Origin of the sequence: Methanothermobacter wolfeii (genome assembly GCF_025397995.1) — an archaeon.
GTDB classification, from domain to species: Archaea; Methanobacteriota; Methanobacteria; order Methanobacteriales; family Methanothermobacteraceae; genus Methanothermobacter; species Methanothermobacter wolfei.
The window spans coordinates 1000615-1016003 of sequence record NZ_CP104550.1; the positions used below are offsets into that span (position 1 = coordinate 1000615).

Here is a 15389-nt window from a genome sequence, read left to right on the forward strand (position 1 = left end):
TTGATTACATTCATCATGTGAAGGGTGAATAATCAGTATTTATCTTTATCCAAAGGTTTAATAAACTTTTGTGTTGCGGAGCGTATGGTCCCTGAGATGCCGAGCACATGGAAGGCCAGCCTCTTCCCGCCATGGTGGTGTGCAGAGGTAAGTGCAGCCATCACCTTCCCCTCGTATCCCCTCTGGCACTGGAGAACACCCAGGGTCATAACCGCGTCGGGAAAATCGAAACTCCAGAGCTTCATGAGCCACAGCCTGAAATTTGATGTTTCACATTCACCGTGGAGCCTCAGGCAGCTCTCCCAGATCACGGATATTATTTCATCCCTTCCAAGTTCCTTCTCACTGATAAGTTCGAAGGCAATGTACCTTCTGGGGTTTCTCAGTGTCGGCGGGAGTATCTTCATCTTCATCTGGAGCCTCCAGGGGATCCTTCTCTACCGTCAGAGTCCAGAAGTACCACGCCCTCTGCAATCATCATGGGACGCCTCCTGTTGTATTCCAGGATGGACCACGGGGTGGATGTAAGTGCAGCTATAGCCTCCTCCTCCCTGAGGCCAAAGCAGCCTGTGAAATTTATGATGTCCCGCGGTCTTCTGAGGTCGTATATTGTTGATGCTCCGCTTGTAAGTGCCAGTGGAAACCCGAACTTTCTGTGGAGCTTTATGATGTCCCTGAAGTACTCCAGAATCCTTGCCCTGACCTTGAGCCATGAGCCGATCACATCCCTCAGTCTGAGCTCAACAGCGACACTGTTACGTGCAGCCTCCCTTGCAAGGACGTGGTTTATACCTGCATCCCTCCTTGATGCGTAGGGGGCTGAAAGAACGTCAACACGGGAGTTTTCACAGGCTGCACGGTTTATCTTGAGGTCGCCTCCGGATACATGGATTATATCGACCCTGCCCCTGAACCTGTTCACGGCCCTCCTCATCTCGGAGGGGTTTCCTGCATCTATCATCACACCGGTGGCTACTTCAAGGTCCAGGTCACTGTTATTCCTGAGCTTCTCTGCAGTTTCCCTGAGTTCCCTGTATTTGGTGGAGGGGTAAATGAGGGCTGCGCCATCATATCCCAGTCTGGAGGCCTCAAGGAGGAGTCTGAGGTCCTTGTCATGGTCGCTGCCCTTAATGTGGAGGTCAAGGAACTTCATCTAATCATCAGAATATAATTATTCCAGGAAGCCTTTGATGTTTTCTGCTGCAACCTCCCTCCTTGCAGGGTAGGCTTCGACCTTGATCTTGAGGTGTATGGCATCACCATGCTCCACCGGCTGCCATTTCCCCTTCAGAGCCTCCTGTTTGTCAAGTCTCAGGAAGAGGTTGCCGTTATCATCAAACCTGTCCTTCAGTTCATCCATCCGACCCCTGAAGATCTCCCTGAAGGATTCCATGAATTCCCTGAGGGCTCTCCTCCTGGTTATCCTGCCCCTGAGCACGGTTATGGGGTTTCCATGGTAACCCTCGGCCTCCTCCCTTTCAGGCGCTGCACCTGGCAGTATGTTCCTGAGGGCCTCAAGGACCTTCTCCTCGTCCTCTGTTCCATAGACAATGAGTCTGTATGAAATGTTATGGATCATGACATGAACCCTTTCAGCAGACGGTAAGGATAAAAAAAATAATTATAAGGGGGGCCTATCTTACCTTTTCAGCCCCTTTACCCCTGTTTCGGAGGCCCCTGTTCTTTTTACCTTCACTTGTGAGGCCCCTGAATACTCTTCCCCTGTGCTGTTTTTCACAGATCCAGTTTATGTTGGGGTCGTTCTTTATTGCAGGGTGGTGCGGGTCTACAAGGATGACCTCGTAGAATTTGTGTTTTCCATCCTCCCATACCCAGTAGGAGTTGAGTACCTCCATGTTAGGGTACTTCCTGGCAACCCTTTCCTCTGCAATCCTTTTAATGCTCTTTGCAGGGGTTATCTTGTTGACACCCATCCTCTTAGGCCTTCTACCTGCCTTGAAACGGCTCTTCCTCCTGCCTCCACGCCTTACGCGTGTCCTGACAACGATGTATCCTGGTTTTGCCTTGTAACCGAGTGATCTTGCACGGTCTATTCTTGTTGGTCTTTCGATCCTCTTGATTACAGGATCCCTTCTCCACTGTGGGGCTCTCTCCCACATCAGTTCCCTTACATAGGACTTTTTAGGGTTTTTCCATGCGTCTCTAACATACTTGTACATTAATTACACCTCTATCTGTTCAGCTTTACGCCACATCCATGGGATCGTGATCCCGGAAAAATAGGTGATATTAGTTTTAGAGTAATCATTTAAAAAGGTTGCTGTCAGCTGCCAGAAATGATGGGTTTAAGAGGAAAAAATGAAGGGGCTGTTTCAGTCCTCAAGGACCTCGTAGAGTATCCTCATTGCCTTCACAAAGGGTGGGTTGCCTGATGTGAGGAGCACGACCCTCAGCACGTCCACTATCTCATCCCTTGTAACACCGAACTCGTTTATGGCGCTCTGTATCTGCTTTTTAACCGCACGGTCATCGGAGTTTGCAGCGGTTATACCCAGGGCTATCAGCTTCTGTGTCTTATAGTCCAGGGCCTTCCCTGTGTAGGCTGCCTCGTTGAGCTTAACAACAGCCTCATAGATGTCGGGGTAGTCCTTCTTAACATGGACCATTCCCTTTCCATAGAAAACGTCTTCCTTCATATAAATACCTCCACCTTTATGTATGTCATGGATGATTTATATAGCTAACTGGAGATTAGAAGGGATCCTCTGCAACCAGACAGATAAAAAACTTAAAAGGAAATATATGCCCCTGGACCGGGGTTCTGATCAATTCATGATGCCTTAAGGTTTTTTCTGAACAGATTTACCTGTCTTTTCTTCAGGTTTCTCCTGAACAAGCTTCTGGGCTTCAGGATCGGAGAGCATCTCTGCTATACCCGCAATTGATCCGAGGATTCCTGTGGCCTCTACAGGTAGAAGTATCTTCGTTGCCCTTCCATCGGCAACCTTTTCAAGTGCTTCAAGGTACTTCAGGGCTATTATGTCACTGGTAGGGTCCCCCTCATGCATGGCCCTGAATACTGAAAGTATGGCCTTTGCCTGACCCTCTGCTATGGCTATCTCCTGGTACTTGTTTGCATCTGCAACCTTCTTTATGGCCTCGGCCTTACCCTCTGCCTCAAGGATGGCTGCCTGCTTGTCACCCTCAGCCCTCTTTATCTCTGACTGCTTGTATCCCTCTGCCTCGAGGATGGCGGCCCTCTTCATCCTTTCTGCCTTCATCTGCTTTGACATGGCCTCAACGATGTCTCCTGGAGGCTCGATACGCTGTATCTCAACACGTACAACGCGGGTTCCCCATTTGTCTGTGGCTTCATCAAGGACCTCCCTTAGCTGTGTGTTGATCATCTCCCTTGATGTGAGGGTCTGGTCGAGTTCAAGGTCACCTATTATGTTCCTGAGGTTGGTCTGGGCGAGTTTTGTTATTGCCTGGTAGAAGTCAACCACGTTGTAGACTGCATTGAAGGGGTCCACGACCTCATAGAATATTACACAGTCAACAACAACCACCGTGTTGTCCTTTGTTATGACCTCCTGGGGAGGTACATCAACCACCTGCTCCCTCATGTCAACCTTCTTTATGGCCTCAATGAAGGGTATTATGACTACAAGTCCGCTTTCAACGGTCCTCTGGTATTTACCCAGCCTCTCAACAACACCCTTCTCATAGGGCCGGAGTATCTTTAAACTCTTAAAGGCGAGTACAAGAAGAACCAGTACTATTATGATTTCAAGTATCAATCACATTCCTCCATTATCCTTTCAACGACCAGTTTCACGCCTTCAATGGCAGCCACCCGGACCCTTTCACCCTCAGCTATCCTCTGACTGGATCGGGCCCTCCATGTTTCCCCATCAACCTTAACAAGTCCAGATGTATCCGGGGTGATCTCCAGGGTCACCGTTGCTTCCTTACCTATCAGGCGGTCTGATGCTGCCTTCTTTGATGGTTCACCTGTTATCCTTGCTGCAAAGGGCCTTGATACTCCGAGGAGTATGACTGACACCAAGATGAAGCCTGTGAACTGTACCGTCGTGTCAAATCCAAGGTAGTTGAGTACCGCTGCTGCTATGGCACCAAATGCAAACCATAACAGGAAGAATCCTGTTGTGAGCATCTCCCCTATCAGGCAGATGGCTGCTATTATAATCCATGAATCCGGCGACATTTTCCCACCACTGTTATAATAATCTGCAGATGCTTTATTATTACTTTTGTTTTTGTTCCCTGATAATAGATTGGTCCTTAACATAGATATACTGTTTTAATAAATTTTAATTTATATTTAATATTATTTATCTGTAAAAATGATATTTAGTAATAAATTAATCTCAAAATATATTTATATGATGGTGTTCATAGGTATATCCAGTGAATAAATGGAGGTGGAAATGTGAGGGAAGACGACCTCAAATTCCTGATCCTGGGCTACAGGGTCCATTCCGGCAAAACTCAGAGGGAACTTGCCGATGAACTCGGAGTACCCCCTGATATAGTGATAGCCATGGAAAACGGGACCTACAGGCACCCTACAAGGAAACTGATGGAGAAGATTGAGGATCTTACAGGCGAATATGAGGTGCAGAAGAGGCACTTCATAAACATTGGAAGGGGTTACAGGCTCAGGGAAATGCTTGGAACAGAATTCAAGTACTTTATTCAGGGTCTTGACAGGATGAAGTACGTGAGCAGGGACGAACTTGAAGGGATGGATGAACCAGAACGTTACGGTATCCTTGGAGCTGTTGAAATGGATGCATTCGAGGTTTTAAGGGCAGGTAAAATGTCCTGAACCCCATCTTTATTTTTAAAGTAACCTCATGACCCTCTTCATATCGTCCCGAACCCCATCTTCATTTTTAGAGTAACCCCATAGCCCTCTTTATATCATGATGAGTTCATAAAGTGTCCTCTTTCTCACCTATATACAGTTCAGACATGATGGAACCATGTTCATGAATACCGTGAATAATAATTTCAGAGAATTAAAGGAAGAGAAACTCCATGCAAACCATTAATACCCCTTAACATCATAATGGACTCCATAAGATTCATAACACTCATCCTCAAGAATCCCTTCAGAAACCGTGCAAGGACTCTCCTTGCAGTTACAGGGATCGCGATAGGGATTGCAACCATAGTAACCCTCGGTGTGATAACAGAGGGGCTCAAGACGTCAACCGAGAACACCCTCAAGGCTGGTGGAGCTGATTTTACCATTGTGGAGTCCAATGTCTCGGACATGTTCTTCAGTAAGATAGACCAGGAATACGTGGACCGGGTCAGGAACGTGAGCGGTGTTGAGGATGCCGTCGGGATCCTCATGGCGGTGCAGCCCCTTGACGACAACCCATACTTCGTGCTCATAGGAATTGAACCCTCAAAGATCAACATGAGCCAGATAAAGGTGACCTCAGGAAGGACCCTCACCGATCCTGACGCTGATGAGGTGATACTGGGTAAGGTTGCTGCAGAGAACCACAACAGGAGCGTTGGGGACACCATAAAGATAAAGAACCATGATTACACTGTTGTGGGTATATTCGAGTCCGGTGACATGCAGCAAGACGCCGGCGCCTTCATATCCCTCAAAAAGCTTCAGGAGATTGAAGAGAAGGAGGATAAGGTCACCATGATCTACGTGAAGATAGATAAAAATGCAGATGTGGATGATGTTACAGAAAGGATTGAGGAGAAATACGGTGACCTTACAACCATAGCATCCCTTGAGGACCTCCAGAGCGTTGACCAGGGGCTTCAGACAGTTGACACCGCCACCTGGGCCATATCCCTCCTTGCAATAATCATCGGAGGGATAGGTGTTATAAACACCATGATAATGTCCGTGTTCGAGAGGACCCGTGAGATAGGGGTGCTCAAGGCAGTTGGCTGGAAGGACAGACGCATACTGGCCATGATACTCGGTGAATCTGTAGTTATCACCGTCATCGCAGCCATTGCAGGATCCGTCCTTGGTGTTGCAGCGATACAGGTACTCCTTGAACTGGGGATGAAGGGGTTCATTGAACCCGTCTATACCCCTGAGATATTCATAAGGGCCTTCGGGGTTGCCTTCAGTGTGGGCATCCTTGGAGGACTTTACCCTGCATACAGGGCATCCAGGCTCGCCCCCACAGAGGCCCTCAGATACGAGTAGGTGATATCATGGAAAGGATCATCGAGATAAGGAGCCTCAGGAAGAGCTTTGACGGTGGGAGGATAAAAGCCCTTAACGGTGTTGACCTCGACGTTGACCATGGTGAGTTCGTCTCAATCATGGGTCCCTCAGGGTCAGGGAAATCAACACTCCTTAACATGATAGGCGCACTTGACGTGCCCGACTCAGGGACGGTGAAGGTTGCTGGAAGGGACCTTAAGGATGAAAGGGATCTAAGCCGTTTAAGGGCTGAGGAGATAGGATTTGTTTTCCAGCTCCACAACCTCATACCCAACCTGACGGCCCTTGAGAACGTTGAGATACCCATGTTTGCAGTTAAATGGGATGATATGGAGGGGAGGGCCATGGAACTCCTTGACTATGTTGGTCTTGCAGATAAGGCTGACAGGAAACCAACAGAGCTCTCGGGTGGTGAGAGGCAGAGGGTTGCCATTGCAAGGGCCCTTGCAAACGATCCATCAATAATCCTTGCAGATGAACCAACAGGCTCCCTTGACTCAAGGACAGGCAAGCGTATACTGGAGGGTCTAAGGGAGCTTCAGGAGGATGAGGGCGTGACCCTCATTGTGGTTACCCATGACCCTGATGTTGCCTCAATGGCCTCAAGGATAGTCAGGATACTGGATGGGGTTATAATCAGCGATGATGCCTAGTGCATGCTCCCTCATCATTGGGATTAAAGTCAAAGATAAGACCTACTGCATACTCCCCTACCATCTTTAAATTTTTTTGAATAAACCATGTCTGATAAACATTTTTCTGGAATATTCACTTTTTTGGTGGGTGTTCCCATGGAACGGCTGGATTTTCCAAAAACTTGATTAATAACCTCCAATATAATTATGCTACATGACTGAAAAACTGAAGGTTGCCTGGTGCATTACCGGGGCTGGGGAGAAACTGACAGAAACATACGCCATAATGAAGGACATAAAGAACCTCTACGGTGACAGGGTTGAGATAAACGTTTTCATCTCAAAGGCAGGGGATCAGGTTGTAAAGTACTATGGCCTCTACAGGGACCTTGAAACCAGCTTTGACAGGAAATGGGTTGAGATAAACGCAAACTCCCCCTTCCTTGCAGGGCAGGTGCAGCTGGGTAAGTACGACTTCGTGCTTGTGGCTCCATGCACATCCAACAGCACTGCCAAGATATCCCTGAGGATCGCGGATACCCTCATAACAAACGCCGTGATAATGGCCCAGAAGGCCTCCGTGCCCGTTTATATAATGCCATCAGACTACAGTGAGGGGGTTGTTGTAACAACACTGCCCAACGGTAAAAAGCTTGAGCTGAAGATAACAAGGGAGGATGTGGAACACGTTAAGAGGATCTCAAGGATGGACGACACCGAGGTTTTCAGTGACCCCCACCATATCTACAAGATCTTTGAGAAATGGACCTACCCCAAAGAAGAAAAATAGGATGTTCACTGTATCTCCTGGATGGTGACACCATAGGTGTATACCGTCATCCCTTCCTCCTTTTTCTGGCTGAAGGGTGCTGTGCCCTTGAAGTAAGCCTTTATCTCACCTGTGTCTGCAATGTTCATTGTGAGTGGCTCAATGTCTGTCATTGACTCGAAGAATGCCATGGCCCTCTCAATGTCCTCCTTATCAGGGCTTTCGAAGGTTATTGAGTAGGTTCCTTTCTGTTTCTCCTTCATCCTCACCCTGTTCTGGTTTATCTCAAAGGTCTGCTCTCCCCTGTTCCCGGTCTCCCTAACAAATACAACATTCTCTGACATTTTAACAACCCCGGATAATAATATTGGAGTTTCTGTTTAATATATCTTTAGACTTCATGAGCCGGCACATCTTTCCATGATTTACCGGAAACCGTGACCCGGCACGGACCTCAAAGGACACCGGCACATCCCACTGGACTAGAACTTGTAGCCTATAACCCTCAGGAACTCCTTTCTCTCCGCCTTGTCCTCCTCGCCCTCGATTCCTCCGGGGCTCTGGCCGTCCACAACACCTATAATACCCCTCCCCTGTTCGGTCTCTGCTATTATAACTTCAACGGGGTTTGCTGTTGCACAGTATATGTTCACGACCTCCGGGACGTCCTTTATGCGCTGCAGTACATTTATTGGGAAGGCGTTCCTGAGGAACACTATGAATGAGTGTCCCGCTGCGATTTCAAGCATGGTCTCTGATGCCAGTTCCTCAAGTTCCTCATCGTTCCCCTCATGCCTGACAAGGCAGTCCCCTGAGGCCTCTGCAAAGGCTATTCCGAATCTTGCCTGGGGCACCGTGTTCACGATTGCCTCGTATATGTCCTCCACCGTCTTGATGAAGTGGCTCTGTCCAAGTATTATGTTAACATCCTCTCTGGGTTCTATACCTATCTTCTTTATCTCCAAGTCAACCCCTCCTGTGAAGAATTATTTATTATCAGAGGCTTAAATTATTAATGCATCAGATCTTCAAAGGAATGGTAAACATGGAGCAAGAGTGTGAGAGATGTGATTTCTGCGGCAAACCCGCCATTGGAAGGTGCATGGTATGCGGTATGTGTTACTGCCTGGAGCATATGGGAGGGGATGGCTTCTGTCTGGATGATTTCTTTGGAACCGGACTTTTTGATTGAAGGCTCAGGTGAAGCTTAAGATATCATGAAAAGATCAGAGAACCCATAGATCCAGTTTAAACAAGCTTAACCTATTTAACAGAAGATGGATGGCCGGTAAAGTTCTGGGATGATGATAGATTATTTAGAAGGGGCGACTCACACATATAAATTACTGGAATTCAATTAACTATTACGGAACACTCCATGGGACGTGGGGAAATATATTTAAAGAAAAAGACATTTATCATTAATAATCATTATTATTTTTTTCCTGACACTGATGAGGTGTAACCATGAAAGAGAAAAGTAAGGAAATCGGTTCCCGCATAAAGGAGCTCAGAGAACTCTCCGAGATCAGCCCTGAGGAAATGGCTGATTACCTCAAAATCGACGTTGAAAGCTACATGAAATATGAGAGCGGTGAGGAGGACATACCCGCAAGCATACTCTTTGAGATAGCCCACAAACTTGGCGTTGACATGGGCCTTCTCCTCACAGGCGAGGAGACAAGGATGCACATCTTCACGGTTACAAGGAAGGGTAAAGGAGTGGAGGTTGAAAGGAGAAAACAGTACCGCTATGAAAACCTTGCAGAGAAATTCATACACAAAAAGGCAGAACCCTTCATAGTCACCGTTGAACCAAGGGATGGGAAGCCAAAAACAAACAGCCACCCCGGCCAGGAATTCAACTACGTGCTTGAGGGCCGTATAAGGTTCTACATACACGACAATGAGATAATACTCAACGAGGGAGACTCAATATTCTTTGACTCATCATATGAGCATGCAATGGAGGCCCTTGACGGTAAAAGGGCCAGATTCCTTGCAATAATCATGTAGAGGTGTATCAATGACTTCACTAATCAATGAATTCGTGAACCGCGTGGAATTCGACTCATATGAGGACTTCCATGAGAACTTCAGGATAAAGGTGCCTGAGAACTTCAACTTCGCCTATGATGTTGTGGACCGCTACGCTGAGATGGAACCTGAAAAGACCGCCATAGTCTGGTGCAACGACAGCGGCGATGAAAAAAGGATAACCTTCAGGGAACTCAGGGAGAAATCAGAGCGGACCGCGAACTTTTTCATAAGGGAGGGTATCAAGAAGGGAGACACCGTAATGCTAACCCTCAAGGCAAGGTACGACTTCTGGTACTGCCTCCTTGGACTCCACAGGATAGGCGCCATTGCCATACCCGCAACACACATGCTCAAGGAAAAGGACATAATCTACAGGATACATGAAGCCGATATAAAGATGGTTGTCTGCATAGCAGAGAATGGAGTCCCGGAGGTCTTCGATACAGCCATCAACGAACTTGGAGCCGACGTTAAAAGGGTCATCGTTGGTGAAACAGACAGGGATGGCTGGCTCAACCTGAGGTCTGAACTTGAAGTTGTCCCCTCCGAATTCAGGAAACCCGAGGGGGATGAGTATCCCGGCGGCAGCGACACCCTCCTTGTATACTTCTCATCAGGGACTACAGGGATGCCCAAGATGATAGAACACGACCACACATACCCCCTGGGGCATATAATAACAGCAAAGTACTGGCAGAACGTCCGCGAGGACGGCCTCCACTACACCGTTGCAGATACCGGATGGGCCAAGGCCATGTGGGGTCAGATCTACGGCCAGTGGATAGCCGGAAGCGCCGTGTTCGTCTATGACTATGACCGCTTCGACCCCGAGAAGATGCTTGAAAAGCTGGAAAAATATGATATCACAACATTCTGCGCCCCCCCGACCATCTACAGGTTCCTGATAAAGGAGGACCTCTCAAGGTACGACCTCTCAGGGATAGAGTACGCTGTAACAGCAGGCGAACCCCTCAACCCCGAGGTCTTTAACAGGTTCAGGGAACACACGGGCCTGAAGCTCATGGAGGGCTTCGGTCAGACAGAATGCGTTGTCTGCATCGCAAACTTCCCATGGATGGAACCTAAACCAGGGTCAATGGGAAAACCATCCCCGGGTTACAGGATAGAACTGGTTGACAGGGACTGCAGCCCGGTTGACGTGGGTGAGGAAGGAGAGATAGTTATAGACACCTCCAGTGGGAAACCCATAGGCCTCTTCAACGGGTACTACAGGAACCCCGAGAAGACATCGGAGGTCTGGCATGACGGCTACTACCATACAGGTGACACAGCCTGGATGGATGAGGACGGGTACATGTGGTTTGTTGGCAGGACCGACGATATAATCAAAAGCTCAGGTTACCGTATAGGGCCCTTCGAGGTTGAAAGCGCCATAATATCACACCCCTCTGTCCTTGAATGTGCGGTTACAGGTTACCCCGACCCCATAAGGGGACAGGTCGTCAAGGCAACAATCGTCCTTGCAAAGGGCTATGAACCCTCAGAGGAACTCAAAAAAGAGATACAGGACCATGTGAAGAGGGTGACGGCCCCCTACAAGTACCCCAGGATAGTTGAATTTGTGGATGAACTCCCCAAGACCATAAGCGGTAAGATAAGGCGGGTTGAGATAAGGGAGCATGACCTTGAAGGAGACGGTGGAAACCAATGAAGAAGGCTTACCCTCTTATAAACAAACTCGAATGCAAGGCCTGCGAGCGCTGCATAATCGCATGCCCACGGAACGTCCTTTACATGAGCAGTAAGATCAATGAACGCGGCTACCACTACGTTGAATACAGGGGCGATGGCTGCAACGGGTGCGGGAACTGCTACTACACCTGCCCCGAGATCAATGCAATCGAGGTCCATATAGAGAGGTGTGATGATAGCAACACAGATTGCTAATGGCAGCACAGTAGCATATAGAGAGGTGTGATAATGGCAACACAGATGGTTAAGGGCAACACCGCAGTCATCATAGGTGCCATGTACGCAGGCTGCGACTGCTACTTCGGATACCCCATAACACCCGCAAGCGAGATACTCCATGAAGCCTCAAGGTACTTCCCCATGGTCGGGCGTAAATTCGTCCAGGCAGAATCAGAGGAGGCCGCCATAAACATGGTCTACGGTGCCGCAGCAGCAGGCCACAGGGTCATGACAGCATCCTCCGGTCCCGGTATAAGCCTCAAACAGGAGGGAATATCATTCCTTGCAGGCGCGGAGCTTCCTGCAGTGATAGTTGATGTGATGCGTGCAGGTCCAGGTCTCGGTAACATCGGCCCTGAACAGGGAGACTACAACCAGCTGGTGAAGGGCGGGGGACACGGGAACTACAGGAACATAGTCCTGGCCCCAAACAGTGTACAGGAGATGTGTGACCTGACAATGGAAGCCTTTGAACTTGCAGACCGATACAGGAACCCGGCCGTGGTCCTGGCAGACGCTGTCCTGGGCCAGATGGCCGAACCCCTCCGTTTCCCGGAGAGGGCGGTTGAACATGAACCAGACACATCCTGGGCTGTCTGCGGTAACAGGGAGACCATGAAGAACCTGGTCACATCAATATTCCTTGACTTCGATGAACTCGAAGAGTTCAACTTCCGTCTGCAGAGGAAGTACAGTGAGATAGAGGAAAAGGAGGTCAGGTACGAGGAATACCTCCTGGATGATGCAGAGATAGTCCTTGTATCCTACGGTATAAGCAGCAGGGTCTCCCAGACCGCAGTTGACACTGCAAGGTCAGAGGGTATAAGGGCCGGGCTCCTGAGGCCCATCACGCTCTTCCCCTTCCCATCAGAAAGGATAGCTGAACTTGCAGAGAGAAACTGCAGCTTCATATCCGTTGAGATGAGCAGCGGTCAGATGAGGGAAGACATTAAAATGGCCTCCGGCTGCAGGGACGTTGAACTCGTGAACAGGATGGGCGGTAACATGATTGAACTGAAGGACGTTCTTGAGAAGATCAGAAAAGTTGCGGGGGATAGAAGATGAAGGACAGGGTCATCAGGAAACCGGACTCACTCCATGAAGTCTTTGAAAGGAAGGGTGGAAACGCCCCGACAGCAACCCACTACTGCGCAGGCTGCGGCCACGGCATACTTCACAAGCTCATAGGAGAGGCGATTGATGAACTGGGGATACAGGAACGCAGCATAATGATAAGCCCCGTAGGGTGCGCGGTCTTCGCCTACTACTACTTTGACTGTGGAAACGTCCAGGTAGCCCATGGACGCGCACCCGCCGTCGGGACAGGAATATCACGCGCAGAGGATGATGCTGTCGTCATACTCTACCAGGGCGACGGGGACCTTGCATCCATAGGACTCAATGAAACCATACAGGCCGCTAACCGCGGCGAGAAACTGGCCGTCTTCTTTGTCAACAACACGGTCTACGGGATGACCGGGGGCCAGATGGCACCCACAACCCTGGTCGGTGAGGTCACGGTAACATGCCCCGGTGGCCGGGACCCCCGTTATGCAGGTTACCCCCTCCACATGTGCGAACTCCTCGACAACCTCCAGGCACCGGTATTCATTGAAAGGGTGTCCCTTGCAGACATAAAGAGCATAAGGAAGGCTAAAAGGGCTGTTAAGCGCGCCCTCGAAATCCAGAGGGATGGTAAGGGCTACGCATTCGTTGAAGTGCTCGCGCCCTGCCCGACAAACCTGAGACAGGACGCCGAGGGGGCTGAAAGGTTCATAAAAGAGGAAATGGAAAAGGAATTCCCTGTTAAAAACTTCAGAGACCGTTCAAGGGAAACAGAACCCCTCCATAGGGCGGAGAGTGACTTCTCAAAGGAGAGGCTTGATGAGATATTCCAGATCCATGAGGACTCGGTGCCCGACCCCGTGGACGACCCTGAATTCCCTGAGGTCCGGGTTAAGATCGCCGGCTTCGGGGGTCAGGGAGTCCTCAGCATGGGCCTCACCCTTGCACAGGCAGCCTGCAGCCAGGGAAGACACGTATCATGGTACCCTGCCTATGGACCCGAACAGAGGGGAGGTACCTCAAGCTGCGGTGTCGTGATATCAGGTGAAAGGATAGGTTCACCTGCAGTCGACAGACCCGACGTCCTCATCGCCTTCAACCAGCCCTCCCTCGAGGAGTTCAGAGGGGAAGTCCGTGAGGGGGGAGTGATAATCTATGACTCCACAACGGTGGAATTCACCGGCCCTGAGAACGTCAGGGCCATAGGGGTGCCTGCCCTGATGATAGCGAAGGATGGTGGGACCGTAAGGGCCGCCAACACCGTCATGCTCGGGGTGCTGATGGCCATGGACCTCACAGGACTGGATGAAGACTCATTCAGGGACGCCATAAGATTCACATTCTCAGGAAAGGACAGAATCATAGATATGAACCTCAAAATCCTCGAAGCAGGAGCAGAATGGGCCAGGGAAAACATTGAAAGTGGGGGTGCTGATTGATGGGCTACCATGGAGAAGCGAAAAGATTCCTTGAATCGGCCTCAGTGGAGGTCGGAGACACCGTAAGGATAAAGAAACCAGATGTCACCTACGAGGGCATGGTACTGGACCGTGCAGATGATGCCGACGACAGGCACATAGTCCTGAAACTCAGGAGCGGATACAACATCGGAGTCGAGATCAGCGACGCCAGCATAGAACTCCTCGAAAGGGGTTCCGCGCCGAAGATCGAGCTCCCGCCCCTTGAGGTGACCGAAAACCCGGAACTCCCTGACATATCAATCATATCAACGGGTGGTACCGTTGCATCCATAATAGACTACCGTACCGGTGCCGTGCACCCCGCCTTCACCGCCGATGACCTCCTGAGGGCAAACCCCGAACTCCTGGACACCGCCAACATAAGGGGCAGGGCCGTCTTCAACATCCTCAGTGAAAACATGAAACCAGAGTACTGGGTTGAAACAGCAAGGGCCGTCTTCAGGGAGATCAGGGATGGTGCAGATGGAGTTGTGGTCGCCCATGGAACAGACACCATGCACTACACCTCAGCAGCCCTCAGCTTCATCCTCAAAACCCCGGTCCCGGTGGTCTTCACAGGGGCCCAGAGGAGCTCTGACAGGCCATCATCGGACGCCTCCCTCAACATACAGTGCTCTGTGAGGGCCGCTGCGTCAGATATTGCCGAAGTAACCCTCTGCATGCATGCAACCATGGATGACAGGACCTGCCACCTCCACAGGGGGGTCAGGGCAAGGAAGATGCACACATCAAGGAGGGACACCTTCAGGAGCATAAACTCACTCCCCCTTGCAGAGGTATCACCCCATGAGATCAGGGTAATCGATGGAAACTACCGTGAAAGGAGCTCGGAGGAACCCGAAATCATGGACAGGATTGAAGAAAGGGTGGCATTCATAAAGAGCTACCCCGGCATACAGCCCGAGATAATTGAATGGTACCTTGAAGACGGCTACAGGGGGATCGTAGTGGAGGGCACCGGCCTCGGCCACTGCCCCGACAGCCTGATACCCGTCCTTGAGGAGGCCCAGAGTAGGGGAGTCCCCGTTGCAATGACCTCCCAGTGCCTCAACGGGCGGGTTAACATGAACGTCTACAGTACAGGCCGCAGGCTTCTTGGTGCCGGTGTTATACCCTGCGGTGACATGCTCCCGGAGGTGGCCTACGTGAAGATGTGCTGGGTCCTCGGACAGACAGACGACCAGTATGAGGTAAGGGAAATGATGATGAAGAACATGGCAGGGGAACTCCAGGATAGATCCTCCATAGCCTACTTCAGGGGGTGATCA

Annotated in this window: 20 protein-coding genes; 11 read left to right on the forward strand and 9 right to left on the reverse strand. The window is 49.9% G+C overall.

Features of this window, described 5'->3' with window-relative positions:
- Positions 1-32: 32 nt before the first annotated feature.
- The 7 genes from rnp2 to N5910_RS05445 form a co-directional block, all read right to left on the reverse strand.
- Positions 33-413: a ribonuclease P protein component 2 gene (gene rnp2, locus N5910_RS05415; protein ID WP_074359052.1), complete on the reverse strand. Its 381-nt coding sequence runs from the start codon at positions 411-413 to the stop codon at positions 33-35.
- Positions 410-1153, reverse strand: coding sequence for a ribonuclease P protein component 3 (gene rnp3, locus N5910_RS05420; RefSeq protein ID WP_191216011.1), 744 nt, complete (start codon positions 1151-1153; stop codon positions 410-412). The genes rnp2 and rnp3 overlap by 4 nt, the downstream gene beginning before the upstream one ends.
- Positions 1154-1171: 18 nt before the next feature.
- Positions 1172-1579 carry an RNA-binding protein gene (locus N5910_RS05425; protein ID WP_074359054.1) on the reverse strand — a complete coding sequence of 136 codons (408 nt, stop codon included), beginning with the start codon at positions 1577-1579 and terminating at the stop codon, positions 1172-1174.
- A 55-nt stretch (positions 1580-1634) separates the two neighbouring features.
- Positions 1635-2180, reverse strand: coding sequence for a 50S ribosomal protein L15e (locus tag N5910_RS05430; protein WP_074359055.1), 546 nt, complete (start codon positions 2178-2180; stop codon positions 1635-1637).
- Between the two features lie 153 nt (positions 2181-2333).
- On the reverse strand, positions 2334-2657 hold the full coding sequence (locus N5910_RS05435) for a carboxymuconolactone decarboxylase family protein (RefSeq protein WP_074359056.1): 324 nt from the start codon (positions 2655-2657) through the stop codon (positions 2334-2336).
- Between the two features lie 144 nt (positions 2658-2801).
- Complete coding sequence (locus tag N5910_RS05440) at positions 2802-3761, reverse strand: SPFH domain-containing protein (protein WP_074359057.1); 960 nt, start codon at positions 3759-3761, stop codon at positions 2802-2804.
- Complete coding sequence (locus N5910_RS05445; protein WP_074359058.1) at positions 3758-4189, reverse strand: NfeD family protein; 432 nt, start codon at positions 4187-4189, stop codon at positions 3758-3760. Before N5910_RS05445 ends, N5910_RS05440 begins: the two co-directional genes overlap by 4 nt.
- A 225-nt stretch (positions 4190-4414) precedes the next feature.
- Between N5910_RS05445 and N5910_RS05450 the strand changes: the two genes are divergently transcribed.
- The 4 genes from N5910_RS05450 to afpA all read left to right on the forward strand — a co-directional run bounded on the left by N5910_RS05450 (position 4415) and on the right by afpA (position 7624).
- The gene (locus N5910_RS05450) at positions 4415-4813 is read left to right on the forward strand and encodes a helix-turn-helix domain-containing protein (RefSeq protein WP_074359059.1); all 399 of its coding nucleotides are present in this window, start codon (positions 4415-4417) and stop codon (positions 4811-4813) included.
- Positions 4814-5056: 243 nt separating this feature from the next.
- Positions 5057-6178, forward strand: a complete 1122-nt coding sequence (locus N5910_RS05455; RefSeq protein ID WP_261599382.1) for an ABC transporter permease — start codon at positions 5057-5059, stop codon at positions 6176-6178.
- An 8-nt stretch (positions 6179-6186) separates the two neighbouring features.
- Positions 6187-6852 (forward strand): ABC transporter ATP-binding protein, encoded by a 666-nt coding sequence (locus tag N5910_RS05460; protein WP_160322777.1) that lies wholly within the window; start codon positions 6187-6189, stop codon positions 6850-6852.
- Between the two features lie 196 nt (positions 6853-7048).
- Complete coding sequence (gene afpA, locus N5910_RS05465; protein WP_074359060.1) at positions 7049-7624, forward strand: archaeoflavoprotein AfpA; 576 nt, start codon at positions 7049-7051, stop codon at positions 7622-7624.
- Positions 7625-7629: 5 nt separating this feature from the next.
- Here afpA and N5910_RS05470 read toward each other — a convergent pair whose 3' ends face one another.
- A complete protein-coding gene (locus N5910_RS05470) occupies positions 7630-7947 on the reverse strand; it encodes a hypothetical protein (protein WP_074359061.1) in 318 nt (105 codons plus the stop codon).
- Positions 7948-8085: 138 nt separating this feature from the next.
- Positions 8086-8568: an adenosine-specific kinase gene (locus tag N5910_RS05475; RefSeq protein WP_261599383.1), complete on the reverse strand. Its 483-nt coding sequence runs from the start codon at positions 8566-8568 to the stop codon at positions 8086-8088.
- 80 nt (positions 8569-8648) lie between these two features.
- Between N5910_RS05475 and N5910_RS05480 the strand changes: the two genes are divergently transcribed.
- The 7 genes from N5910_RS05480 to gatD all read left to right on the forward strand — a co-directional run bounded on the left by N5910_RS05480 (position 8649) and on the right by gatD (position 15386).
- Positions 8649-8795: a hypothetical protein gene (locus N5910_RS05480; RefSeq protein WP_191216012.1), complete on the forward strand. Its 147-nt coding sequence runs from the start codon at positions 8649-8651 to the stop codon at positions 8793-8795.
- Positions 8796-9070: 275 nt separating this feature from the next.
- Entirely contained in the window at positions 9071-9619 is a 549-nt protein-coding gene (locus N5910_RS05485; protein WP_074359063.1) for a helix-turn-helix domain-containing protein, read from the forward strand.
- 10 nt (positions 9620-9629) lie between these two features.
- On the forward strand, positions 9630-11315 hold the full coding sequence (locus N5910_RS05490) for an AMP-binding protein (protein WP_261599384.1): 1686 nt from the start codon (positions 9630-9632) through the stop codon (positions 11313-11315).
- Positions 11312-11551 carry a 3-methyl-2-oxobutanoate dehydrogenase subunit VorC gene (gene vorC, locus N5910_RS05495; RefSeq protein ID WP_074359065.1) on the forward strand — a complete coding sequence of 80 codons (240 nt, stop codon included), beginning with the start codon at positions 11312-11314 and terminating at the stop codon, positions 11549-11551. The genes N5910_RS05490 and vorC overlap by 4 nt, the downstream gene beginning before the upstream one ends.
- Positions 11552-11584: 33 nt before the next feature.
- Positions 11585-12640: a 3-methyl-2-oxobutanoate dehydrogenase subunit VorB gene (gene vorB, locus N5910_RS05500; RefSeq protein WP_261599385.1), complete on the forward strand. Its 1056-nt coding sequence runs from the start codon at positions 11585-11587 to the stop codon at positions 12638-12640.
- Complete coding sequence (locus N5910_RS05505; protein WP_261599386.1) at positions 12637-14079, forward strand: 2-oxoacid:acceptor oxidoreductase family protein; 1443 nt, start codon at positions 12637-12639, stop codon at positions 14077-14079. Before vorB ends, N5910_RS05505 begins: the two co-directional genes overlap by 4 nt.
- Positions 14079-15386 carry a Glu-tRNA(Gln) amidotransferase subunit GatD gene (gene gatD, locus N5910_RS05510; RefSeq protein ID WP_261599387.1) on the forward strand — a complete coding sequence of 436 codons (1308 nt, stop codon included), beginning with the start codon at positions 14079-14081 and terminating at the stop codon, positions 15384-15386. The genes N5910_RS05505 and gatD overlap by 1 nt, the downstream gene beginning before the upstream one ends.
- Positions 15387-15389 lie beyond the last annotated feature (3 nt).